We start from the raw sequence: 20,703 nt of genomic DNA, 5'->3' as shown, positions 1-20,703 counted from the left end.
AATCCTAGGCGTCGAAGCGCTGTGTCATCGAGTGGATGCACGTTTGATACGGAGAATGACACCCCTTTTGGGTGGCCGGTACCTGGAGCGCTTGCCAAGTGGGTACTCAAACCCCCTTGTAGGCACGGGATTTGCCATGCCGACAAGGGGTTTTCCGCGCCCTCGAAGAGTTTGACCGGTTCGTTATACGGCGCCCTAACTGTCCGAAGACTTGCTCCGCTGGCCCGGCGGACCGGCCGCCGCGGCGGCCTTCACCCCGTTGTCCTTGCCGCCGCCCGGAGCCTCGAACGACTCCAGCGCCTCCAGGACGTCCTGCACTCGGGAGATCTCGACGTTGATGTCCGCGCGCCGCCGCACCAGGACCTCCAGCTCGCGCTTGCCCTCCTCGACCGTGGCCCGTGCCTCGCGGATCGCCTCGGCCTTGAGCTCCTCGGCCTCCTTGACGAGCGTGGCCTTCTTCTGCTCGGCCTCCTTCAGCAGCCCCTCGGCCTTCTTCACCGCGGCGATACGCACCTTGCCCGCCTCGGAGTTGGCCTCGGACACGAGTTCCTTGGCCTTCGCCTGGGCCTTGGCGAGCTGCTCCTCGGCCGCCTTGATGAGCGCGTCGCAGCGGTCACCGGTGGACTTCATCGTCTCGGCCGCCTCACGGCGGGCCCGCTCGTGCAGCTCCTCGATCTCGCCGGTGATGCGGTCCCGCAGCTCCTCGGCGCGCTCCCGGATCCGGGTCGCGTCCTGGCGGGCCTCGATCAGCAACTCGTCCGCGTCCGTACGGGACTTCTCCACCCGCGAGTTGCCCTCGACGGTCGCCTCGGAGACGAGCCGGTCGGCCTCGGTGCGGGCCGCGCCCACCATCGAGTCGGCCTGGGCCTCCGCGTCCGCGGTGGTCTTCTGCGCCTGCTGCTGCGCCTCGGCGAGCAGCTTGTCCGCCTCGGCGGCGGTCTCCGTGATGAGCGTGTCCACCTGCTCGGCCGCCTCGGAACGCCGCTTGTTGGCGTCCTTGCGGGCCTCGTCCAGGGCACGCTCGGCCTCCTCGCGCGCCGAGGTCACCAGCCGCTCGGCCGTCTGCTCCGCGTCGGCCCGCAGCCGCTCGCTCTCGCCCCGGACCTGCTGCGCGTGCTGCTGCGCCGAGCCGACCGCCCGGGACGCCTCGGCCCGCAGCCGCTCCGCGTCGCCGGTCGCGTCCGCGATCAGCTTCTCGGCCTTGGCGACCGACTCCGCGCGCTGCCGGTCGGTCTCCACGACCGTCTCCGTGGTGAGCCGCTCGGCCTCGCTCCGCGCCTCGGTGATGAGGGTGTCCGCCTGCGTCGCCGCCTCCGAACGGATCCGGTTGGCGTCCTGACGGGCCTCGGCCCGGGTGCGCGCGGCGCTCTGCTCGGCCTCGGCGACCGTGTCCGACGCCTCCGTACGCATCCGCTGGGCCTGCTCGGAGACCTCCGAACGGACCCGCTCCGCCTCGCTGATCGCCTCGGACACCGTGCGCTCGGCGAGCGACTTGGCGGCCTCCGTCTCCTCCTGCGCCTCGCGCCGCAGCCGGCTCGCGTCCTCGCTCGCCCGCTCCCGCTCCGCGTAGGCGTCGCCCCGGACCCGGTCCGCCTCCTCCTCGGCCTCGCGCCGGGTACGGTCCGCCGCGTGCTCGGCGGCGCTGCGCAGCCCGGTGATCTCCTCCTGCGCCTGCTCGTGCAGGTCCGCGACCGCATCCCGGACCTGCTGCGCGTGCTGCTCGGCCGCCGACACCATCTCGGTGGCACGCCGGTCGGCCTCCTCGACCAGCCGTACGGCCTCGGCCTGCGCCTCCTCCACGCGGGTACGCGCCGCGGCCAGCAGCTCCTCGCTCTGCTCCCGGGCCCGCTCGCGCTCCTGGTCGGCCTCCTGGCGGGCCGAGCCCAGCAGTTCCTCGGCCTCGCGGCGCCGCCGGGCAGCCTCCTCCTGCGCGCCGGCCAGCGCCTGGGACGCCTCCGCGCCGAGCCGCTCGGCGGCAGCCAGTGCCTCGGCCCGCATCCGGTCGGCGCTGTCCTGCGCCTCCGTCTTGAGCCGCTCCGCCTCCGCCGCGGCCTCCGAACGCAGCCGCACGGCGACCGACTCGCCCTCCGCGCGGGACGCCGCCGCGTCCGCCGCGGCCTCGGTCCGCAGCCGCTCGGCCTCCGCCTCCGCCTGCCCACGGAGCGTGCGAGCCCGCTCCGCCGCCTCGGCGCGCAGCCGCTCGGCCTCGTCCGAGGCCTCCCGGCGGATGCGGCCCGCCTCCTCGCGGGCCTCGCTCAGCGCCTGTTCGGCCGAGGCCAGCCGCTCCTCGGCCTCCGTGTGCAGCCGGGTCAGCTCCTCGGCGGCCTCCGCGCGGCGTGCCGCGACGGCCCGCTCGGTCTCCTCGTGCAGCTCGCGCGCGGCCCGCTCGGCGTCCTCCTTGAGCGCGTCGGCCTGCTCGGTGGCCTCCGCGCGGTGCCGCTCGGCCTCCTTGCGGGTGCGCTCCAGGGTCTCCTCGGCCTGCCGGCGCAGCGTCGTGGCGCGCTCGATGGCCTCGGTGCGGACCTTCTCGCTGTCCGTCTGCGCGGTGGAACGCAGCGCGTCCGCGTCCGCCTTCGCCTTGGCCAGCAGTTCCTCGGCGGACCGGGCCGCCTCCTCGATCTGCGCCACGGCCTCCTTGCGGGCCTCCGCGCGGATCTTCTCGCCCTCGGCGACCGCGTCGGCACGCAGGTGCTCGGCCTCGCCGCGCAGCCGGCGGGCCTCCTCCTGCAGCTCGACCGTCTTGGCGCGGTACTCCTTGGTGTCGTCCTTCGCCGCGCCCTTGAGCTGGGTGGCGATGTCGTGCGCCTCGGCCCGCAGCCGGTCCGCCTCGGCCTCGGCCTCCCCACGGATCCGCTCGGCCTCCTCGGCCGCCGCCCTGGTGGTCCGCTTGGCGTCCTCCGACGCCTTGTTGAGCACGTCCTCGGCGGTCTTGGCCGCCTTGGACAGCTGGGTGGCGCTCTCCTCGGCGGTGATCGTGCGGGCCTTCTCGGAGGCCTCCGCGACGATCTTCTCGGCCTCCGCACGGGCGTCCGCGACGACCTGCTCGGCGTCCGCCTTGGTGGACTCGGCCTCCTTGGTGGCCTCGCTGACCAGCCGGGCGACCTGCTCCTTGGCCGTGCGGGTACGGGTCTCGTTGGCGGCCTCGGCGGAGGAGAGCGCCTTCGACGCGGCCTCCTTCGCCTCGGCGAGCACCTTGTCCGCCTCGGCACGGGCCTCGCGCAGCGCCGCCTCGGCGTCCGCCATGCGCTGCTCGGCCGCCCTGGCGAGCTCCTGGGCCTCGCGGCGGGCGGACTCCGACTCACTGGCCGTCGACGTCCGCAGCTGCTCGGCGTGGTCGGTGGCCTCCTGCGCCTGCGCGGAGGCGGCGTTCAGCAGCCGCTCGGCGTCCGCGCGGGCCCGGCGCAGGGCCTGGTCGGCCTCCGTGCGCGCCGCCTCGGCCTCGCTGCGCAGCCGCTGGCGGGCCTCGGCGGTCACCCGTTCGGCCTCCGCGCGGGCGGCGGCCAGGGCCTGTTCGGCCTCCGCGCGAGACTCGTCGAGCAGCCGGCGGGCCTGCTGCTCGGAGCGGGCCCGCACCTGCTCCGCCCACGCCACGTTCTCGTTGACGTGCGACTCGACGGTCTGCCGGCGCTCCGCCAGCTCCTGGTCGAGCTGCTGGCGCCGCGTCACGGCCTCCTGGTGCAGCTCCGACTGGAGCCGGGCCGCCTGCTCGGCGTGCTCCTGGAGGATCCGCTGGGTCTGCGCCCGCACCTGGCTCAGCTCACGCTCGGCGTCCGCGCGGAGCTGGTCGGCCTGCACCTGCGCGTTACGCAGCAACTGCTCGGCCTGATAGCCGATGTCGCCGCCCTCGTAGGTGGGGCGGGACATGATGGTGCGCCGCGCCTCGTGCAGCTTGGCGCGCAGCACCTCGACCTGGTAGCCGAGGTCATCGGCGTGCTGGATCGCCTTTTCCCGCTCGGTCTTCAGCCGCTTCATCTCGGCTTCGAACCGAGAGAGGTGGTCGACGTCAGCCGCCGGCTCTCGCTCCTGGCTCTCGTAGCCCCGCACTGCGCGGTCCCATCCGTCCCCTGGTCGCAACTCTGGCCGAGCCCCGCCCATCCGCCGAACGGGGCCCCCGGGGAATGGTGTCAGATCGTCGGGGGAGCATGCGCTCCTGCCCCCGCGCTCGCCCCCGAAACCCGGACCCCGGTAAATCCTGCAGTCAAGAAGGACGACGTTCACCCGAACGGAGGAAATCGTCACCTTTTTGACGGCAGGACCTGATCGCCCTTCATCGAGCGGCGACCGCACCCAACCCTACCGGCCCTTATGTACGTGGGTCAGTGCTCAGGTGACTCAACGGGCGCCGAAGTGACCAGTTCGGTCAGTACGCCGTGGCAGTCCTTGGGGTGCAGGAAGGTGATCCGTGACCCCATGGAGCCGCGCCGGGGCTCTTCGTACAGCACGCGTACGCCCTTGTCCCTGATGCCGGCGGCCTCGGCGTCGACGTCCGCCGTACCGAAGGCGATGTGATGGACCCCCTCCCCGTTCTTCGCGAGCCACTTCGCGACGGTGGAGTCCTCCCGGGTCGGCTCGAGCAACTGGAGGTAGGAGGCGCCTCCGTCCGAGGTCCCGTTGATCCTGAGCATCGCCTCCCGCACTCCCTGCTCCTCGTTGACCTCGGAGTGGAACACCTCGAAGCCGTACGTGGACCGGTAGAACTCCACGGTCGCGTCGAGGTTGTGGCAGGCGATCCCGATGTGGTCGATTCGCGTCAGCATGGAATCAGTGGAGCGCCACCGGGGCGGTTACGCAACGTGCGCGCGATCACACCGTACGCCCGGTGACGGGGCGGACCGCAGCTCAGTACATTCGAAGTAAACCCTCGTTCACTCCTCGGCTGTGCAGCCGGAAGGGGATCGCAGCTCATGACTTCCGCAGCTTCTGAATCCACCGCATCATCAGCGCCTTCCGTCACGAACGGCACAAACGGCACGACGTCCGTCATCGTCGCGGGCGCCCGGACCCCGATGGGCCGGCTGCTCGGCTCGCTGAAGTCCTTCTCCGCGGCCGACCTCGGCGGTTTCGCGATCAAGGCCGCCCTCGACCGTGCGGGGATCGGCGGCGACCAGGTCCAGTATGTGATCATGGGGCAGGTGCTCCAGGCCGGGGCGGGGCAGATCCCGGCACGTCAGGCCGCCGTCAAGGCCGGCATCCCGATGAACGTCCCGGCGCTCACGATCAACAAGGTGTGCCTGTCCGGTCTCGACGCGATCGCGCTGGCCGACCAGCTGATCCGGGCCGGGGAGTTCGACGTGGTCGTCGCCGGCGGCCAGGAGTCCATGACCAACGCCCCGCACCTGCTGCCGAAGTCCCGCGAGGGCTTCAAGTACGGTGCGGTCCAGATGATCGACGCCATGGCGCACGACGGTCTGACGGACTCCTTCGAGAACGTCGCCATGGGCGAGTCCACGGAGAAGCACAACACGCGCCTCGGCATCGGCCGCGCCGAGCAGGACGAGATCGCCGCCCTGTCCCACCAGCGGGCCGCCACCGCGCAGAAGAACGGCGTCTTCGCGGCGGAGATCACCCCCGTCGAGGTCCCCCAGCGCAAGGGCGACCCGGTCCTCTTCAACCAGGACGAGGGCATCCGCGGCGACACCACCGCCGAGTCGCTCGGCAAGCTGCGCCCCGCCTTCGCCAAGGACGGCACGATCACCGCCGGCACCTCCTCGCAGATCTCGGACGGCGCGGCGGCCGTGGTCGTGATGAGCAAGGCCAAGGCGCAGGAGCTGGGCCTGGAGTGGATCGCCGAGATCGGCGCCCACGGCAATGTGGCCGGCCCCGACAACTCCCTCCAGTCGCAGCCGTCCCAGGCGATCGCCCACGCCCTCAAGAAGGAGGGCCTGGAGGTCTCCGACCTCGACCTGATCGAGATCAACGAGGCCTTCGCCGCGGTGGCCGTGCAGTCGATGAAGGATCTCGGGGTGTCCACGGAAAAGGTGAACGTCAACGGCGGTGCCATCGCCCTCGGCCACCCGATCGGGATGTCCGGCGCCCGGCTGGTGCTGCACCTGGCGCTGGAGCTGAAGCGGCGCGGCGGCGGCGTCGGCGCGGCGGCGCTGTGCGGCGGCGGCGGCCAGGGCGACGCCCTGATCGTGCGGGTGGCCAAGGCCTGACCCGGCTCGGACGGCCGACCGGTTTCTCTCTCGTGAACGGAGCTGTGATGCAGGACGTCTCCACTCTGGTGGCCCAGGCCAGGGACGGCAGGCCGCGGGCCGTGGCCCGGCTGATCTCCTTGGTGGAGGGGGCGTCCCCGCAGTTGCGGGAGGTCATGGCGGCCCTGGCACCGCTGACCGGCAACGCGTACGTGGTCGGGCTGACGGGATCACCGGGCGTCGGCAAGTCGACGTCCACCTCGGCGCTGGTGACCGCGTACCGCAAGCGGGGCAAGCGGGTCGGTGTCCTGGCCGTCGACCCGTCCTCGCCCTTCTCCGGCGGCGCGCTGCTCGGCGACCGGGTCCGGATGTCGGAGCACGCCTCCGATCCCGGCGTCTACATCCGCTCCATGGCGACCCGCGGCCACCTGGGCGGCCTCGCCTGGGCCGCGCCGCAGGCCATCCGCGTCCTGGACGCGGCGGGCTGCGAGGTGGTCCTGGTGGAGACGGTCGGCGTCGGCCAGTCGGAGGTGGAGATCGCCTCCCAGGCCGACACCTCGGTGGTGCTGCTGGCGCCTGGCATGGGCGACGGGATCCAGGCGGCCAAGGCCGGAATCCTGGAGATCGGCGACGTCTACGTCGTCAACAAGGCCGACCGCGACGGCGCGGACGCCACCGCCCGTGACCTGAACCACATGCTGGGCCTGGGCGAGGCCCGGGCCCCCGGTGACTGGCGCCCGCCGATCGTCAAGACGGTCGCCTCGCGCGCGGAGGGCGTCGACGAGGTCGTCGAGGCCCTGGAGAAGCACCGCGCGTGGATGGAGGAGCACGGGGTCCTGGCGGAGCGCCGGCGGGCCCGTGCCGCCCGCGAGATCGAGACGATCGCCGTCACGGCCCTGCGGCAGCGCATCGGCGACCTGCACGGCGACCGCCGGCTGGGCGCGCTGGCGGACCGGATCGTCGGCGGCGAGCTGGACCCGTACCGCGCGGCGGACGAACTGGTGGCGGGGCTGACCGAGGGCTGACGGAGAGCTGACGGGAAGGGGCGGTGCGGGCGAGTTCGCCCGCACCGCCCCTTCGCTCACCGGTCCGTTCAGCGGTCGCCGCGGTCGTCCCGGTCGTCCTCGTCGTCACCGCGGTCGTCGTCATCGTCCGCCGTGACCTTGCCGCTGTTCAGGTCGACCAGCCATTCCCGGTCGTCGTCGCCGGCGGTGACCGTCTCGACCTCCCAGCCCCGGTCGTCGCGGTCGTCGTCGTCCAGGTCCACCGAGGTCACCGTGCCCTTGGCGGCGGCCGCCTGCGCGGCCTGCCCGGCCGTCACCGACGTGCCCTTCAGCGCCGCCCGCACCTCGCCGGCGTCGTCGTCATCGTCGTTGTCGACCTCCGAACCCAGCACCTTGCCGGTGTTCGGGTCGATCCACACGCTGTACCGGGTGTCGCCCTTGCCGAGGATGTCGACCTCCCAGGCCGCCTTGGAGCGGTGGTTCCGGTCGTCGTCGCCGTCGTCATCGTCCATCTCGACGGAGACCGCGGTGCCCGGCCGGTGCTCCAGGGCGGCGGCGACGGCGTCGGCCGCGTTCACCTTCGCGGCGAGCGCCAGAGCGTCGTCGTCATCGAGGTCGTCCCGGTCGTCACCGTCGTCGTCCCGGTCGTCGTCACGCCGGTCGTCGCGGTCGTCGTCCGAGCCCAGCGCCTCCGCCGGGTGCGTCGTCGTCGGCGTTTCGTCGTCCCCCGAGATCGCGATGGCCGTCGCGGTGCCTCCCCCGATCAGTGCCGCGGCGGTGACGACGGCGATCACGATGTTGCGCTTCATGGTGGTTCCTCCCCGGTCGCTTCGTTTTCGACGTCTTCAATCTCGCTGATCGATCCTGAGGAGAACCTGAAACGACCTGAAGTGATCTTCAGCGGGTTCTTGTGAGGAACCCCGGGGTTTCAGCCCCGGGAGGAATCTCATCCTCGTGCAGCGCCGCGCTGCCGCTGTGGCCGTCCGGCTACACAGTGTCCGGGTCTCGCTCACAGGGCAGGGCGGGTAGGCCCCAGGAGTGACGGTTTCACTCGATGGGGTGGCCGGTGGGGAACGCGTGGTGCGGCGTCGTGCGGGTGTCTACGCTCGGTGATCGTGAAGCTGGTCGTGCGGGTCAAACTCCTGCCGACGCCCGAGCAGGCGGCGGCGCTGGAGGCGACCCTGCGCGCCTGCAATGAGGCAGCCTCCTGGGCGGCCGGGGTCGCCTTCGCCGAGAAGGCGATGAAACCGCTGGCCCTGCGCAAGCACACCTACCAGCAGATCAAGACACGGTGGGGACTCGGGGCGCAGGCCGCCCAGCATGCGATCAAGAAGACCTGCGACGCGTACACCACGCTGCGCGCCAACCTCCGGGCGGGCCACCACGGCAGGCCGGGTTCGAAGCGGTACGAGAGGGCCTCGGGCAAGCCCGTCGCCTTCCGTCAGCGGGCGGCGCAGCCGTACGACGACCGGATGCTGTCCTGGCAGCACGAGGACCAGACGGTGTCGATCTGGACGACGTCCGGGCGGATGAAGAAGGTGGCGTTCACCGGCCAGGCCGGTCAGCTGACGGTGGTGGCCGCACACCGGCGGGGCGAGTCCGATCTGCTGTGCCGGGACGGACAGTGGTTCCTGCTGGTGACCTGCGACATCGCCGAGGCCGAACCGGACACGCATCCGGCCGGGTTCGTCGGGGTGGATCTGGGGATCGTCAACATCGCCACCACCTCCACCGGAATCCGGCACAGTGGCCGGCACCTCAACCGCCGCCGCGCGGCCGACCGGGCCCTGCGGGCCAAGCTGCAGAAGAAGGGCACGAAGTCGGCGAAGCGGCGGGCGAGGAAACACGCGGGCAGGGAAGCCAGACGGGCCCGCGACATCAACCACAAGATCAGCAAACAGATCGTGGCGGAGGCTCAACGCACCGGTCGCGGCATCGCCCTGGAGGACCTGGGCGGTATCCGTGAGCGGGCACGGCTGAGGAAGCCCCAGCGCGTCACGCTGCACTCCTGGTCGTTCCACCAGCTCGGCTCGTTCATCGCCTACAAGGCGAGACGCGCCGGGGTGCCGGTGGTCCACGTCGACCCGGCCCACACCAGCCAGGAATGCTCCCGCTGTCATCACATCGCCAGAGCCAACCGGCCCTCCCAGGCCGTGTTCACCTGCGGGTCGTGCGGCTTCGCTGAGCACGCAGACCACAACGCGTCCCACAACATCAGCCACCGTGGCTGGTACGTGTGGGTTCGCGGGGCCGAGTCACAGGCCCCCGCTCTCCCCCTCATCGCCTGACGCACCGCGACACGCACAGGGGGAAGAGCTGGACGCGGCCGGTTCCGTCGAAGCCATCGACGGAACCGAGCAGCAAGCCCGGGACTTCAGTCCCGGGTAGTTGACGTTCGCTCTGCGACCCTTGTGCGCATGCACCCACCTGTCACTCACCACCACCCTGCAGGAGGCGCTGCGCGCCGCACCTTCAGGATCTTGATAGTCGAGGACGAAAAACGCCTGGCCCTGTCCCTCGCCAAGGGTCTGACCGCCGAGGGGTACGCCGTGGACGTCGTCCACGACGGCCGGGAGGGCCTGCACCGGGCCACCGAGGGCACCTACGACCTCGTGATCCTCGACATCATGCTGCCGGGCCTCAACGGCTACCGGGTCTGCGCCGCCCTGCGCGCCGCCGGCCACGAGGTGCCGATCCTGATGCTCACCGCCAAGGACGGTGAGTACGACGAGGCCGAGGGGCTGGACACCGGCGCCGACGACTACCTCACCAAGCCGTTCTCCTACGTCGTCCTCGTCGCCCGGGTGAAGGCGTTGCTGCGCCGCCGGGGCCAGGGCGCCGGGGCCTCCCCGGTGCATGTGCACGGGGACCTCAAGGTGGACACCGCGGCTCGCCGGGTCTTCCTCGGCGAGGACGAGGTGACGCTCACCGCCAAGGAGTTCTCCGTGCTGGAGCAGCTGGTGCTGCGGGCCGGTGAGGTGGTCTCCAAGGCGGAGATCCTGGAGCACGTCTGGGACTTCGCCTACGAGGGCGACCCGAACATCGTCGAGGTCTACATCAGCGCCCTGCGCCGCAAGCTCCGCGCCACGCTGATCCGGACGGTGCGCGGCGCCGGTTACCGGCTGGAGACGGCGCCATGAGGCGGCTGTTCGGCTCGGTCCGTTCCCGGGCGACGCTCGGTGCCACGCTCGTGGTCGTGGTCGCGCTGGTCATGACCGGCACCGCGGTCCTGCAGGCGCTGCGCTCCAACCTGACCGCCGAGGCGGGCACCGAGGCGGAGCGCAAGGCGCGGTCGGTCGCCTCCGAGCTCGCCGCGCGGACCCCGTACGAGGAGCTGTCGGGGCTGGACGGCGAGGCCGGACCGGTGCAGATCGTCGACGAGGACGGGAACCTGGTCAAGGCCGCCGCGGGCCTGCGGTGGATCAACGGCACGGCCACCGACGAGGTGACACCCAGACCGTCGCCCTCACCCTCCCCCTCCGTCTCGGTCGCACCCTCGCCCTCGACCCGTGAGGACGACGACGATGACGACGACGGCGAGGACGGCGAGGACGAGGACGAGGAAGACGAGGACGAGGCGGACGAAACGGAGGGCGCCGGCGACTCGGACAAGGCGGAGGAGTCGCAGGACGCCGACGACGACGCCCCCTCCCTCGCCCCCGGCGAGACCAGTCGGCAGGCCACCTACGGCAGCGGCGCCGCGACGATCGGCGACGACACCGCCGACTACCGCTTCGCGGCCGTCGACGTGCGGACCCACGAGCGGGGCCTGCTCACCGTCTACGCCGGTGCTCCGCTGGCCGCCGAGCACAGTGCCGTACGGACCGCGCTGACCGTGATGCTGATCGGTTTTCCGCTGCTGGCGGCGCTCGTCGCCGGCATGACCTGGGTGCTCACCGGGCGTGCCCTGCGTCCGGTCGCCGCGATCCGTGAGGAGATGGCCGCGATCACCGCGTCCGAGGACCTCACGCGCCGCGTCCCGGAACCGGCGACCCACGACGAGGTCGCGCGGCTCGCCCGCACCACCAACGAGACCCTCGCCGCCCTGGAGACGTCCGTGGAGCGGCAGCGGAGCTTCGTCGCCGACGCCTCGCACGAACTGCGCAGCCCGATCGCCTCCCTGCGCACCCAGCTGGAGGTGGCTGCCGCCCACCCCGAGCTGCTGGACCTGGACGGCGCCGTCCAGGACACCGTGCGGCTCCAGCACCTCGCCGCCGACCTGCTGCTGCTCGCCCGGCTGGACGCGGGGGAGCGGCCCGTCGAGGGCAGGGTGGACCTGGCCGCGCTGGCCCGCGAGGAAGCGGCGGGACGGACGGGTGTGACGGTGGACGCGGAGACGGCGGAGGTGGCCGGGTCGCGGGGGCAGCTGGGCCGGGTGCTCGGCAACCTGCTGGACAACGGCCGCCGGCACGCCCGCGAGACGGTCTCGGTGACCGTGCGGCGCGAGGGCGACTGGGCGGTGCTCGGCGTGGCCGACGACGGCGACGGGGTGCCCGAGGCCGACCGGGAGCGGATCTTCCAGCGGTTCGTGCGGCTGGACGACGCCCGCAGCCGCGACGACGGCGGGGCCGGCCTGGGCCTCGCCATCGCGCGGGACGTCGCCGCACGGCACGGCGGGACGCTCACAGCCGGTGCGGCGCCGGCAGGCGGAGCCCTGTTCGAACTCCGCCTGCCGCTCGCCTGAGGTGAACCGGTGGTCCCGCTCGCGGGAGGGGGACCGGTGGGTCAGAGGCGCCCGCGCTGGCCGCGCAGGTGCTCCGCGATGGGCTTGAGGGCCTTCTCCAGCTCACCGAGGTTCTCGGGGGAGAGCAGGTCGATGAAGTGCCGTCGCACCGACGCCACGTGATGGGGCGAGACCTTCTGCATGGTCTCCATGCCGTGGTCGGTGAGGACGGCGAAGAGGCCGCGCCGGTCGGACTCGCAGTGCTCCCGCCGGACCAGGCCCGCGTTCTCCATCCGGGTGACCTGGTGCGAGAGCCGGCTCTTGGACTGCATGGTGGCGGAGGCGAGGTCGCTCATCCGCATCCGGCGGTCGTCCGACTCGGACAGGTTCACCAGGATCTCGTAGTCGTTCATTGTCAGGCCGAAGGGCTGCAGGTCCTTCTCGAGCTGGTACGTCAACAGCCTGTTGACCTCCAGGTGGGTACGCCAGGCGCACTGCTCCGCATTGGTCAGCCAGCGTGTGGCCGTCTCGGTCTCCATGAATGAAGTCTACCTAAAAAGTTGAAAGGCGAACTAGTGATGGTTTCCGTGACAGTGGCGGCGTGCACGCGTTCGACGTCACACTCCGCAGACTACCGCTCACAGCCCGAAGCGACGCTGGAGGTCTCCCAGCTGTCCGGGAAGGCGCGGTGCCCCCGCGGCCTGCCCGGGCGCTCCGGAAGCCCCGCCGCCGGGGACCCCCGGCGCCTGCGGAACGGCCCCCGTGGCCTGCTCCGCCATCAGGCTCTCGGAGGACTGCAGCAGCACGGTGCCCGCCCCCACGAACTCGAACTGGTGCTCCTCGCCGGAAGCCCCGCCGAAGCCCGTCATCGCACGTAGACCGCCCAGGACACCGGTCATGTAGCCATGGTCGTAGTGGTGGCACGGGGAGGGGCAGTCGGCCCACCCCACCAGCGCCTGCGGGTCCACCCGGAGCGGGGGTTCCATGAACACCACCGGACCGTTCGACGCGGCCACGAACTTTCCGGTTCCGATGAGGGTCAGGAAACCCGGCACGATCGACTGCTTCAGCGACAGACTTGGCTGAAAAGCGAGCAAGTTGCCCGAGCGAATGGTCAGATTGCCGTCCTCGAGGTCGTACGAATTCACATCGAAGGCCCGGTCGGCGAGGAGCATCTTGCCCGAGCCCTCCGCCACGACCCAGTCGCTCGCGTGCAGTGGCGAATGGAACGACGTACGGACAAGCCGGTCGAGTCGGCCGTGCCCGATGCCGTTGAACTCGATCGTGCCGTAGTAGGCGATCATCTTCCCCTTCTGCAGGAACCACCGGCTCCCCCGGAGCTCCACGCAGAAGGTGTAGGCGTCGACGTTGTCGTCGGACGGCAGCGTCGTCGGGTCGAAGACCGTGACGGCGGGCCCGGGGCCGCCGCCCTGAAATCCGTAGGGGCTCACAGCTTCTCCTCCGAGGCCTGGACGTACACCGCACCGCTGCCGCTGAGCTCCAGCTGGAACGCCTCACCGGAGCCGCGCCCCACCATGTCCCGCCAGCCGAGCGCGGTGGACAGCCTGTTGCGGACGTCGCCGTGGTGGGCGACATAGGCCTGCGGGTCGACGTGCACCGGGCGCTGCGGGGTGATCGGGAGCTCGATCACGCCCCCGTGCGCCATGACGGCCACGGAACCGTGCCCCCTGAGCGTGGTGGTGAACAGGCCCTGCCCGGAGACCTGGCCCCGGACCATGCCCATCACCCCGCCCTGCGAGCCCAGGAACACCGTGCCCTGCTCCAGCGTGCCCTCGAACGCCAGCAGGCGGTCCGCCTCGACGTACAGGGTGTCCCCGGAGAGGTTGATCACCTGGATGTGGTGGCCGCCGTGCCCGAACAGGACCGTGCCGTCGCCCTCGACGCTCATCAGGGGCGTGGCCTCCCCGGCCACCCGCCGGCCGATCATCGACCGCAGGCCGCCCTGACCACCCGTCATGTTGGGGGTGAAGCCGACCTCCCCCCGGTACGCGAGCATCGCGCCGCGCTGGCTGAACAGCCGCCGGCCGGGCACCACGGTCGCCTCGACCACCTTCGAGTTGATCTCCCGGAAGCCCATGTCAGACATCCCCCGCGATCGTGTTCCGCTCACTGGGCTGCACGTAGACCAGCCCGTCGCCCTCGAACCTCATCTGGAACGCCTCGCCGCCGCCCTCCCCGAGCAGTGTGCGGAACGTCACCCCGGACTGCAGGGACTGCCGCAGATTCCCCTGGTGGGCGACGTAGGCACCGGGGTCGACGGTCAGCGGGTACTGCGGACCGACCCGGAGCACCACGGCCGGCCCGTCCGACATGACCGCCGCCTGGCCGTGCCCCTCGACGGTGGTCGTGAACAGCCCGTTGCCCTGTGAGGCCCCGCGCAGGCCCGTGAAAGTGGTCCCGGTGCGCAGGCCGCCGTCGGTCGCCAGCAGGTTGCTCGACTCCACATGGAGCTTGTCCCCCTGGAGACCGATGAGGTTGATGTCGGCGGCACGATCGGCGAACCAGCAGGTCCCGCGCCCCTTCACCTCCGTCATCGTCATCTGCTCACCGGTCAGCCGCCGGGTCACCATCCCCCGGATGCCGTCCCCACCGCCCGTGAGCTTCTTGAACGCCATCTCGCCGTCGTACGCGACCATCGAGCCGTTCTTCGCCTTCACGGCATCCCCGGTCATGTCGACGACGAGCACCTTGCTGCTTTGAAGTCGGAACATCGCCACATCTGCGACGTTAACCGCCGCCCCGCCCCGCCGACAGGCCCTGTGGGGTGAGTCGCACCCGGAAGATCCCCTTAGGGGCTGACCCGCTCCAGTGATCGCGGACGGGGTTTGTCACAATGGACAAACGCTTGTGCGTGCATTCACAAACGTCTCTCCCACCCGAAGGTGATCCGTGGACCTCAAGACCGCCAGTGCCCTCCGCCGCCTCCGCCTGGTATCGGCCCCCGAGGCGATCTCGTTCCTGCTGCTGCTCGTCGCCTCGGTCCTGAAGCGGACCACGGAGTTCAACGCCGTCCCGGCGCTGGGCGCGATCCACGGGTTCCTCTTCGTCGTGTACGTGCTCTTCTGGGCCGACGCCTGGAACCGCGCCAAGTGGTCGCTGAAGACCGCCGCCTTCTACTTCCTGATGTCGGTGCTGCCCACCGGCGGCTTCTTCGCCGAGCGCCGTCTGAAGGCCGAGGCCGAGGACGCGGTCATCGCCTCCCGGGCTCGCGCCGAGGGAGTGGTGGGCGCGTGATCGTCGCCTTCTCCGTGACGCCGCTGGGCGTCGGCGAGGACGTGGGGGAGTACGTCGCCGACGCCGTGCGGGTGGTCCGCGAGTCCGGACTGCCGAACCGCACCGACGCCATGTTCACCTCGGTCGAGGGGGACTGGGACGAGGTGATGGACGTCGTGAAGCGTGCCGTGGCCGCGGTCGAGGCACGCGCCCCGCGGGTCTCGCTCGTCCTCAAGGCGGACCTCCGCCCCGGAGTCGAGGACGGCCTCACCGCCAAGGTCGACACCGTCGAACGGCACCTGGCGCAGAACGCGCGGCAGTAGACCGCCCGACCGCCGGACGGCACCGCCGTCCGGCGCGGGCGGCGACGTACCGGCGCGGACCGAAGGGCGAGACGGGGCTGACCACCATATGACCGGCCGGTAGGGTCGGCTGCGTGCCGAAGCCGCTCAGTCTCTCGTTCGATCCCATCGCCCGCGCCGACGAACTCTGGAAGCAGCGCTGGGGAAACGTGCCGTCCATGGCCGCGATCACCTCGGTCATGCGCGCCCACCAGATCCTGCTGGCCGAGGTCGACGCGGTGGTCAAGCCGTACGGGCTCACCTTCGCCCGGTACGAGGCACTGGTGCTGCTCACCTTCTCGAAGTCCGGCGAGCTGCCGATGTCCAAGATCGGCGAGCGCCTCATGGTGCACCCCACCTCGGTGACGAACACCGTGGACCGGCTGGTGCGCTCCGGCCTGGTGGCCAAGCGCCCCAACCCCAACGACGGCCGCGGCACCCTCGCGAGCATCACCGACAAGGGACGCGAGGTCGTCGAGGCGGCCACCCGCGACCTGATGGCCATGGACTTCGGCCTCAGCGCCTACGACGCCGAGGAATGCGCCGAACTCTTCGCCGTCCTTCGCCCCCTCCGGCTCGCGGCGGGGGACTTCCAGGGGGAGTGAAGCCCGTCAGCACCGGGCCAGGGGTTACCACGTGACGGTGGTTTTCTCTCCGGCGGCCCGCAGAAACGCTCAGGCACTCATCTCCGGCTGAGATCCTGCCGATCGGCCCTCATGCGGAGGGTCGGCGTCCGTTTTCTTCGGGTGGGGGCTCGCGCGTGAGTCTTCGTCGTTCTGTCCGTGGCGTGCTGGTCGCCGCCGCTGTGCTGGGTTTCGCCGCAGTCGGCCCCATGGGCGTGGCGGGGCCGGCGCACGCCGGCGCCTTGGGGTCCACCGCCATCGGTACTTTCACCTACGAGGTGCGGGGCGCCGCGGTGAAGGTCCCTGTCGGATGCTTCCTGACCCACCGGATCGACGGCTCCGGGAAACGGGTCTCCGGCCAGCTCGCGGGCGTCGACTGCGTCGGTGCCGCCGCGACCTTCTCGCGGTTCTGCAACTGGCGCATCGACTTCGCCTACGCCGACACGGCCGGCAGGGCGTACCGGACCGCGCGGGGCGCCACGCACGCCGAGTGCGACGGTGCCCCGCTGCGCCGGGCCGGCGCCCGGACGCTGCCGGCCTACGGCAAGGCCTGCGCGAAGCTGTTCGTCAACGGCAGGCTGCGTGCCACGCAGTGCCACTACATCACGAAGTGAGGTGGCGCCCCGCGCCGGTGGTCAGGCTGTCGCGGGCGTGGTGTCGGCGTCCTTCGCGATGAGCGGTTCCGCCTCGCGGGTCACCCGGCGTTCGACGAAGAAGGCCGCCGTCGGGACGGTTCCGGCGAGCAGCACCCACAGCTGCCGTCCCACGGGCATCTTCATCTTGCTGCCGAGGTCGAACGCGAAGACCAGGTACAGCACGTAGAGCCAGCCGTGAGCGATGCCGACCACCGAGACGAAGCCGTCGAAGCCGTCCATGCCCAGTACGCGCTTGCCGATCACGCCGACGGTCAGCAGAACCAGAAGGACTGCGGTGACATGTGCCAACACCCGGTACCGGGTCAAGACGCTCTTCTTCATGCCGTCGAGGGTATCCGGTCCGCTGTGACGTCCCGTGCCCCCGTCCTGGCCTGCACCACTATCATTTACTAGGACGTCCTAGTAAATTCGAAGGTATGGACGCTGACGCCATCGAGGAAGGCCGCCGTCGCTGGCAGGCCCGGTACGACGCCGCGCGCAAGCGCGACGCAGACTTCACCACGCTCTCCGGCGATCCCGTGGAGCCGGTGTACGGGCCGCGGCCCGGGGACGCCTACGAGGGGTTCGAGCGGATCGGCTGGCCGGGGGAGTACCCCTTCACCCGCGGCCTGTATCCGACCGGCTACCGGGGGCGCACGTGGACGATCCGGCAGTTCGCCGGGTTCGGCAACGCCGAGCAGACCAACGAGCGCTACAAGATGATCCTGGGCAACGGCGGCGGCGGGCTCTCCGTCGCCTTCGACATGCCGACGCTCATGGGCCGCGACTCCGACGACCCGCGCTCCCTGGGCGAGGTCGGGCACTGCGGGGTGGCCATCGACTCGGCCGCCGACATGGAGGTCCTGTTCGACGACATCCCGCTCGGGGACGTGACGACCTCCATGACGATCAGCGGGCCCGCCGTGCCCGTCTTCTGCATGTACCTCGTCGCCGCCGAGCGCCAGGGCGTGGACCCCGCCGTGCTCAACGGCACGCTGCAGACGGACATCTTCAAGGAGTACATCGCGCAGAAGGAGTGGCTCTTCACGCCCGAGCCGCATCTGCGCCTGATCGGCGACCTGATGGAGCACTGCGCGGCCGGCATCCCCGCCTACAAGCCGCTCTCCGTCTCCGGCTACCACATCCGCGAGGCCGGCTCGACGGCCGCCCAGGAGCTGGCGTACACGCTGGCGGACGGCTTCGGGTACGTGGAGCTGGGGCTCAGCCGCGGGCTCGACGTGGACGTGTTCGCGCCCGGCCTGTCCTTCTTCTTCGACGCGCACCTCGACTTCTTCGAGGAGATCGCCAAGTTCCGCGCCGCGCGCCGCATCTGGGCCCGCTGGATGCGGGACGTGTACGGCGCGCAGAGCGAGAAGGCGCAGTGGCTGCGGTTCCACACGCAGACCGCGGGCGTCTCGCTGACCGCGCAGCAGCCGTACAACAACGTCGTACGGACGGCCGTGGAGGCGCTCGCCGCCGTCCTCGGCGGGACCAACTCCCTGCACACCAACGCCCTGGACGAGACGCTCGCCCTGCCCAGCGAGCAGGCCGCCGAGATCGCCCTGCGCACCCAGCAGGTGCTCATGGAGGAGACCGGCGTCGCCAACGTGGCCGACCCGCTGGGCGGTTCCTGGTTCGTGGAGCAGCTGACGGACCGGATCGAGGCGGACGCGGAGAAGATCTTCGAGCAGATCAAGGAACGGGGACTGCGCGCGCACCCCGACGGGCAGCACCCCATCGGGCCGATCACCTCCGGCATCCTGCGCGGTATCGAGGACGGCTGGTTCACCGGCGAGATCGCCGAGTCGGCGTTCCGCTACCAGCAGGCGCTGGAGAAGGGTGACAAGAAGGTCGTCGGGGTCAACGTCCACACCGGCTCGGTCACCGGTGACCTGGAGATCCTCCGGGTCAGCCACGAGGTGGAACGCGAGCAGGTGAGGGCGCTGGGTGAGCGCAAGGCCGCCCGCGACGACGCGGCGGTACGGGCCGCCCTGGCCGCCATGCTCGACGCGGCCCGCTCCGGCGCCAACATGATCGGGCCGATGCTGGACGCCGTACGCGCCGAGGCGACCCTCGGTGAGATCTGCGACGCGCTGCGGGACGAGTGGGGGGTGTACACCGAGCCCGCGGGCTTCTGACCGCCGCCCCGGCCCGGCCCCGCCCCCACCCCGCCCCGGCTACGGGGTGGGGCCGGGGGTGGTGAGGCCGGTGAGGAGGACGCGGGTGAGGTCGTGGACCCATTCCTCGTCCGCCGGGCGCCCGCTGACCAGCGTGCGGTGCAGGACCGCGCCGGCGACCATGTCGAAGGTCAGGTCCACGGTGCGGGCCGCCTCGGCCGGGTCGGGGTCGGGCGGCAGTTCGCCGCGTCTCTGGGCGCGGACGCGGCCGGTGTGGACCAGGCGTTTCTGCCGTTGGACGATCGAGGTGCGGATGCGTTCGCGCAGGGCCTCGTCGAGGGTGGATTCGGCGACCACCGCCATCAGCCCGCACCTGGCCTCCGGGCGGGACAGCAGCACCGCGAGCTGGAGGACCACGTCCTCGATGTCCGCGGCGAGGCTGCCGCGGTCGGGGAGTTCGAGTGCGTCGAAGAGTTCGGCGACCGCGTCCACGACCAGCTCGTTCTTGCCCGCCCAGCGCCGGTAGAGGGTGGTCTTGGCGACGCCCGCGCGGCTCGCGACGTCCCCCAGGGTGAGCCCGGACCATCCCAGTTCGACCAGGGCCTCCCGTGTCGCGGCCAGGATCGCGGTGTCCGCCGCCGCGCTGCGCGGGCGTCCGGTGCGTGTGGCGGGGGGCCGACCGGTACTGCTCTGCATGGACACGACCCTATCCGCCGGTTCCCGTGCCGCCGTGCGGGGAGCGTGAGGGAGATCACCGGAGTGGCCCGGCTCGTGCGTGATGCCGGGCGTTACGCTACGACCCGTAGCGAAAGTGGGGTGGCCCGCACGGAACGGCCGGCCCGCTCGAGCGACGACCACGGGCGCGGGTGGGGACCCCGCGCCGAAGAGGACGCGGGCGCCCGGGTTTCCCGGCGTTTTCACAGACACGCGGGGTACGGGGGAGGATAGACGTATGCAGCCACGGAACATGTCCATGAGCGGAGTCGTCGACCTCGGCGCGGTGAAGGCGGCCCAGGAGGCCAAGACGAAGGCGGAGCAGGCCCGCGCGGAGGCGGTCCGGCAGGGCGGCGGGGGCGCGATCTCCCCGGCCGACCTCGTCATCGACGTCGACGAGGCCGGCTTCGAGAGCGACATCCTGCAGCGGTCCGCCGAGGTCCCGGTCGTCATCGACTTCTGGGCCGAATGGTGTGAGCCCTGCAAGCAGCTGAGCCCCGTCCTGGAGCGGCTCGCCGTCGAGTACGACGGGCGCTTCCTGCTCGCCAAGATCGACGTCGACGCCAACCAGATGCTGATGCAGCAGTTCGGCATCCAGGGAATTCCCGCGGTGTTCGCGGTGGTGGCCGGGCAGGCGCTGCCGCTCTTCCAGGGGGCCGCGGGCGAGACGCAGATCCGCCAGACCCTGGACCAGCTGGTGCAGGTGGCCGAGGAGCGCTTCGGTCTGACCGGGCTCACCGTCGACCCCGACGCCGTGCCGGGCGGCGGCGGTGCCGCGTCGGACGCCGAGGTGCCCGTCGGCCCGTACGACGCCCTGCTGGAGGCCGCCGTGCAGGCGCTGGACGCCGGTGACCTGGGCGGCGCGATCCAGGCGTACAAGAACGTGCTCGCCGACGACCCGGGCAACCCGGAGGCCCAGCTGGGCCTCGCCCAGGCCGAGTTGCTCCGGCGGGTGGAGGGTCTGGACCCGCAGCGGGTGCGCGCTGACGCCGCCGGGAAGCCGCAGGACATCGAGGCGCAGATCACCGCCGCCGACCTGGATCTGGTGGGCGGTCATGTCGAGGACGCCTTCGGCCGGCTCATCGAGACGGTGGGGCGCACGGCCGGCGACGACCGCGAGGCCGTGCGGGTGCGCCTGCTCGAGCTGTTCGAGGTGGTCGGGGCCGAGGATCCGCGTGTGATCGCCGCGCGCAGAGCGCTGGCGCGTGCCCTGTTCTGAGTGGATCGGGGGTACCTTG

General features: G+C 71.4%; 20 protein-coding genes. 11 read left to right on the top strand and 9 right to left on the bottom strand.

What is annotated here, in order from left to right:
• Positions 1-195: 195 nt before the first annotated feature.
• Positions 196-4,044: a polarized growth protein Scy gene (gene scy, locus ACTWJ9_RS09625; protein WP_443295579.1), complete on the bottom strand. Its 3,849-nt coding sequence runs from the start codon at positions 4,042-4,044 to the stop codon at positions 196-198.
• Between the two features lie 272 nt (positions 4,045-4,316).
• Positions 4,317-4,757: a methylmalonyl-CoA epimerase gene (mce, locus tag ACTWJ9_RS09620; RefSeq protein ID WP_279333816.1), complete on the bottom strand. Its 441-nt coding sequence runs from the start codon at positions 4,755-4,757 to the stop codon at positions 4,317-4,319.
• 147 nt (positions 4,758-4,904) lie between these two features.
• Here mce and ACTWJ9_RS09615 point away from each other — a divergent pair, with 147 nt between their 5' ends.
• Positions 4,905-6,155, top strand: a complete 1,251-nt coding sequence (locus ACTWJ9_RS09615; protein ID WP_387040330.1) for an acetyl-CoA C-acetyltransferase — start codon at positions 4,905-4,907, stop codon at positions 6,153-6,155.
• Positions 6,156-6,202: 47 nt separating this feature from the next.
• Positions 6,203-7,159: a methylmalonyl Co-A mutase-associated GTPase MeaB gene (gene meaB, locus ACTWJ9_RS09610; RefSeq protein WP_279333814.1), complete on the top strand. Its 957-nt coding sequence runs from the start codon at positions 6,203-6,205 to the stop codon at positions 7,157-7,159.
• Between the two features lie 68 nt (positions 7,160-7,227).
• On the opposite strand, the gene ACTWJ9_RS09605 is transcribed toward meaB, so the two are convergent.
• A complete protein-coding gene (locus tag ACTWJ9_RS09605) occupies positions 7,228-7,947 on the bottom strand; it encodes a PepSY domain-containing protein (RefSeq protein WP_443295578.1) in 720 nt (239 codons plus the stop codon).
• 306 nt (positions 7,948-8,253) lie between these two features.
• Between ACTWJ9_RS09605 and ACTWJ9_RS09600 the strand changes: the two genes are divergently transcribed.
• The 3 genes from ACTWJ9_RS09600 to ACTWJ9_RS09590 all read left to right on the top strand — a co-directional run bounded on the left by ACTWJ9_RS09600 (position 8,254) and on the right by ACTWJ9_RS09590 (position 11,822).
• Entirely contained in the window at positions 8,254-9,426 is a 1,173-nt protein-coding gene (locus ACTWJ9_RS09600) for an RNA-guided endonuclease InsQ/TnpB family protein (RefSeq protein WP_443295576.1), read from the top strand.
• A 129-nt stretch (positions 9,427-9,555) separates the two neighbouring features.
• Entirely contained in the window at positions 9,556-10,278 is a 723-nt protein-coding gene (locus ACTWJ9_RS09595; protein WP_279333811.1) for a response regulator transcription factor, read from the top strand.
• Positions 10,275-11,822 carry an ATP-binding protein gene (locus tag ACTWJ9_RS09590; RefSeq protein WP_443295575.1) on the top strand — a complete coding sequence of 516 codons (1,548 nt, stop codon included), beginning with the start codon at positions 10,275-10,277 and terminating at the stop codon, positions 11,820-11,822. Before ACTWJ9_RS09595 ends, ACTWJ9_RS09590 begins: the two co-directional genes overlap by 4 nt.
• 41 nt (positions 11,823-11,863) lie before the next feature.
• Here the strand turns inward: ACTWJ9_RS09590 and ACTWJ9_RS09585 are convergent, their stop codons facing one another.
• The 4 genes from ACTWJ9_RS09585 to ACTWJ9_RS09570 form a co-directional block, all read right to left on the bottom strand.
• A complete protein-coding gene (locus tag ACTWJ9_RS09585) occupies positions 11,864-12,340 on the bottom strand; it encodes a MarR family winged helix-turn-helix transcriptional regulator (protein WP_279333809.1) in 477 nt (158 codons plus the stop codon).
• Positions 12,341-12,439: 99 nt separating this feature from the next.
• On the bottom strand, positions 12,440-13,252 hold the full coding sequence (locus ACTWJ9_RS09580) for an AIM24 family protein (protein WP_279333808.1): 813 nt from the start codon (positions 13,250-13,252) through the stop codon (positions 12,440-12,442).
• Positions 13,249-13,899, bottom strand: a complete 651-nt coding sequence (locus tag ACTWJ9_RS09575) for an AIM24 family protein (protein ID WP_279337919.1) — start codon at positions 13,897-13,899, stop codon at positions 13,249-13,251. The genes ACTWJ9_RS09580 and ACTWJ9_RS09575 overlap by 4 nt, the downstream gene beginning before the upstream one ends.
• Position 13,900: 1 nt before the next feature.
• Positions 13,901-14,533 (bottom strand): AIM24 family protein, encoded by a 633-nt coding sequence (locus ACTWJ9_RS09570; RefSeq protein ID WP_443295871.1) that lies wholly within the window; start codon positions 14,531-14,533, stop codon positions 13,901-13,903.
• A 178-nt stretch (positions 14,534-14,711) separates the two neighbouring features.
• On the opposite strand from ACTWJ9_RS09570, the gene ACTWJ9_RS09565 reads away from it, so the two are divergent.
• The 4 genes from ACTWJ9_RS09565 (at position 14,712) to ACTWJ9_RS09550 (ending at position 16,613) form a co-directional block, all read left to right on the top strand.
• Positions 14,712-15,056 (top strand): DUF3817 domain-containing protein, encoded by a 345-nt coding sequence (locus ACTWJ9_RS09565; protein ID WP_279333807.1) that lies wholly within the window; start codon positions 14,712-14,714, stop codon positions 15,054-15,056.
• Positions 15,053-15,358 (top strand): MTH1187 family thiamine-binding protein, encoded by a 306-nt coding sequence (locus ACTWJ9_RS09560; RefSeq protein ID WP_387041484.1) that lies wholly within the window; start codon positions 15,053-15,055, stop codon positions 15,356-15,358. Before ACTWJ9_RS09565 ends, ACTWJ9_RS09560 begins: the two co-directional genes overlap by 4 nt.
• 113 nt (positions 15,359-15,471) lie before the next feature.
• Positions 15,472-15,981: a MarR family winged helix-turn-helix transcriptional regulator gene (locus ACTWJ9_RS09555; RefSeq protein ID WP_384207453.1), complete on the top strand. Its 510-nt coding sequence runs from the start codon at positions 15,472-15,474 to the stop codon at positions 15,979-15,981.
• A gap of 182 nt (positions 15,982-16,163) precedes the next feature.
• The gene (locus ACTWJ9_RS09550; RefSeq protein ID WP_388708920.1) at positions 16,164-16,613 is read left to right on the top strand and encodes a hypothetical protein; all 450 of its coding nucleotides are present in this window, start codon (positions 16,164-16,166) and stop codon (positions 16,611-16,613) included.
• Between the two features lie 21 nt (positions 16,614-16,634).
• Here the strand turns inward: ACTWJ9_RS09550 and ACTWJ9_RS09545 are convergent, their stop codons facing one another.
• The gene (locus tag ACTWJ9_RS09545; RefSeq protein ID WP_279333803.1) at positions 16,635-16,976 is read right to left on the bottom strand and encodes a DUF3817 domain-containing protein; all 342 of its coding nucleotides are present in this window, start codon (positions 16,974-16,976) and stop codon (positions 16,635-16,637) included.
• 95 nt (positions 16,977-17,071) lie between these two features.
• On the opposite strand from ACTWJ9_RS09545, the gene ACTWJ9_RS09540 reads away from it, so the two are divergent.
• Positions 17,072-18,772: an acyl-CoA mutase large subunit family protein gene (locus tag ACTWJ9_RS09540; protein WP_279333802.1), complete on the top strand. Its 1,701-nt coding sequence runs from the start codon at positions 17,072-17,074 to the stop codon at positions 18,770-18,772.
• Positions 18,773-18,811: 39 nt separating this feature from the next.
• Here ACTWJ9_RS09540 and ACTWJ9_RS09535 read toward each other — a convergent pair whose 3' ends face one another.
• Positions 18,812-19,447 (bottom strand): TetR/AcrR family transcriptional regulator, encoded by a 636-nt coding sequence (locus tag ACTWJ9_RS09535; RefSeq protein WP_279333801.1) that lies wholly within the window; start codon positions 19,445-19,447, stop codon positions 18,812-18,814.
• Between the two features lie 256 nt (positions 19,448-19,703).
• Here ACTWJ9_RS09535 and ACTWJ9_RS09530 point away from each other — a divergent pair, with 256 nt between their 5' ends.
• Positions 19,704-20,684 (top strand): tetratricopeptide repeat protein, encoded by a 981-nt coding sequence (locus ACTWJ9_RS09530; RefSeq protein WP_279333800.1) that lies wholly within the window; start codon positions 19,704-19,706, stop codon positions 20,682-20,684.
• Positions 20,685-20,703: the final 19 nt, after the last annotated feature.

Source organism: Streptomyces sp. GDS52, from assembly GCF_052246875.1.
GTDB lineage: Bacteria > Actinomycetota > Actinomycetes > Streptomycetales > Streptomycetaceae > Streptomyces > Streptomyces cathayae.
Note: the sequence above shows the minus strand (reverse complement) of the source record. Positions and strands in the feature narration are given on the sequence as shown.

Bases quoted from the DNA above. Each gene is read 5' to 3' on its own strand.
- mce (WP_279333816.1), bottom strand. From the start codon at position 4,757: ATGCTGACGCGAATCGACCACATCGGGATCGCCTGCCACAACCTCGAC.
- ACTWJ9_RS09615 (WP_387040330.1), top strand. From the start codon at position 4,905: ATGACTTCCGCAGCTTCTGAATCCACCGCATCATCAGCGCCTTCCGTC.
- meaB (WP_279333814.1), top strand. From the start codon at position 6,203: ATGCAGGACGTCTCCACTCTGGTGGCCCAGGCCAGGGACGGCAGGCCG.
- ACTWJ9_RS09605 (WP_443295578.1), bottom strand. From the start codon at position 7,947: ATGAAGCGCAACATCGTGATCGCCGTCGTCACCGCCGCGGCACTGATC.
- ACTWJ9_RS09595 (WP_279333811.1), top strand. From the start codon at position 9,556: ATGCACCCACCTGTCACTCACCACCACCCTGCAGGAGGCGCTGCGCGC.
- ACTWJ9_RS09590 (WP_443295575.1), top strand. From the start codon at position 10,275: ATGAGGCGGCTGTTCGGCTCGGTCCGTTCCCGGGCGACGCTCGGTGCC.
- ACTWJ9_RS09585 (WP_279333809.1), bottom strand. From the start codon at position 12,340: ATGGAGACCGAGACGGCCACACGCTGGCTGACCAATGCGGAGCAGTGC.
- ACTWJ9_RS09575 (WP_279337919.1), bottom strand. From the start codon at position 13,899: ATGGGCTTCCGGGAGATCAACTCGAAGGTGGTCGAGGCGACCGTGGTG.
- ACTWJ9_RS09570 (WP_443295871.1), bottom strand. From the start codon at position 14,533: ATGTTCCGACTTCAAAGCAGCAAGGTGCTCGTCGTCGACATGACCGGG.
- ACTWJ9_RS09545 (WP_279333803.1), bottom strand. From the start codon at position 16,976: ATGAAGAAGAGCGTCTTGACCCGGTACCGGGTGTTGGCACATGTCACC.
- ACTWJ9_RS09540 (WP_279333802.1), top strand. From the start codon at position 17,072: ATGGACGCTGACGCCATCGAGGAAGGCCGCCGTCGCTGGCAGGCCCGG.
- ACTWJ9_RS09535 (WP_279333801.1), bottom strand. From the start codon at position 19,447: ATGCAGAGCAGTACCGGTCGGCCCCCCGCCACACGCACCGGACGCCCG.
- ACTWJ9_RS09530 (WP_279333800.1), top strand. From the start codon at position 19,704: ATGCAGCCACGGAACATGTCCATGAGCGGAGTCGTCGACCTCGGCGCG.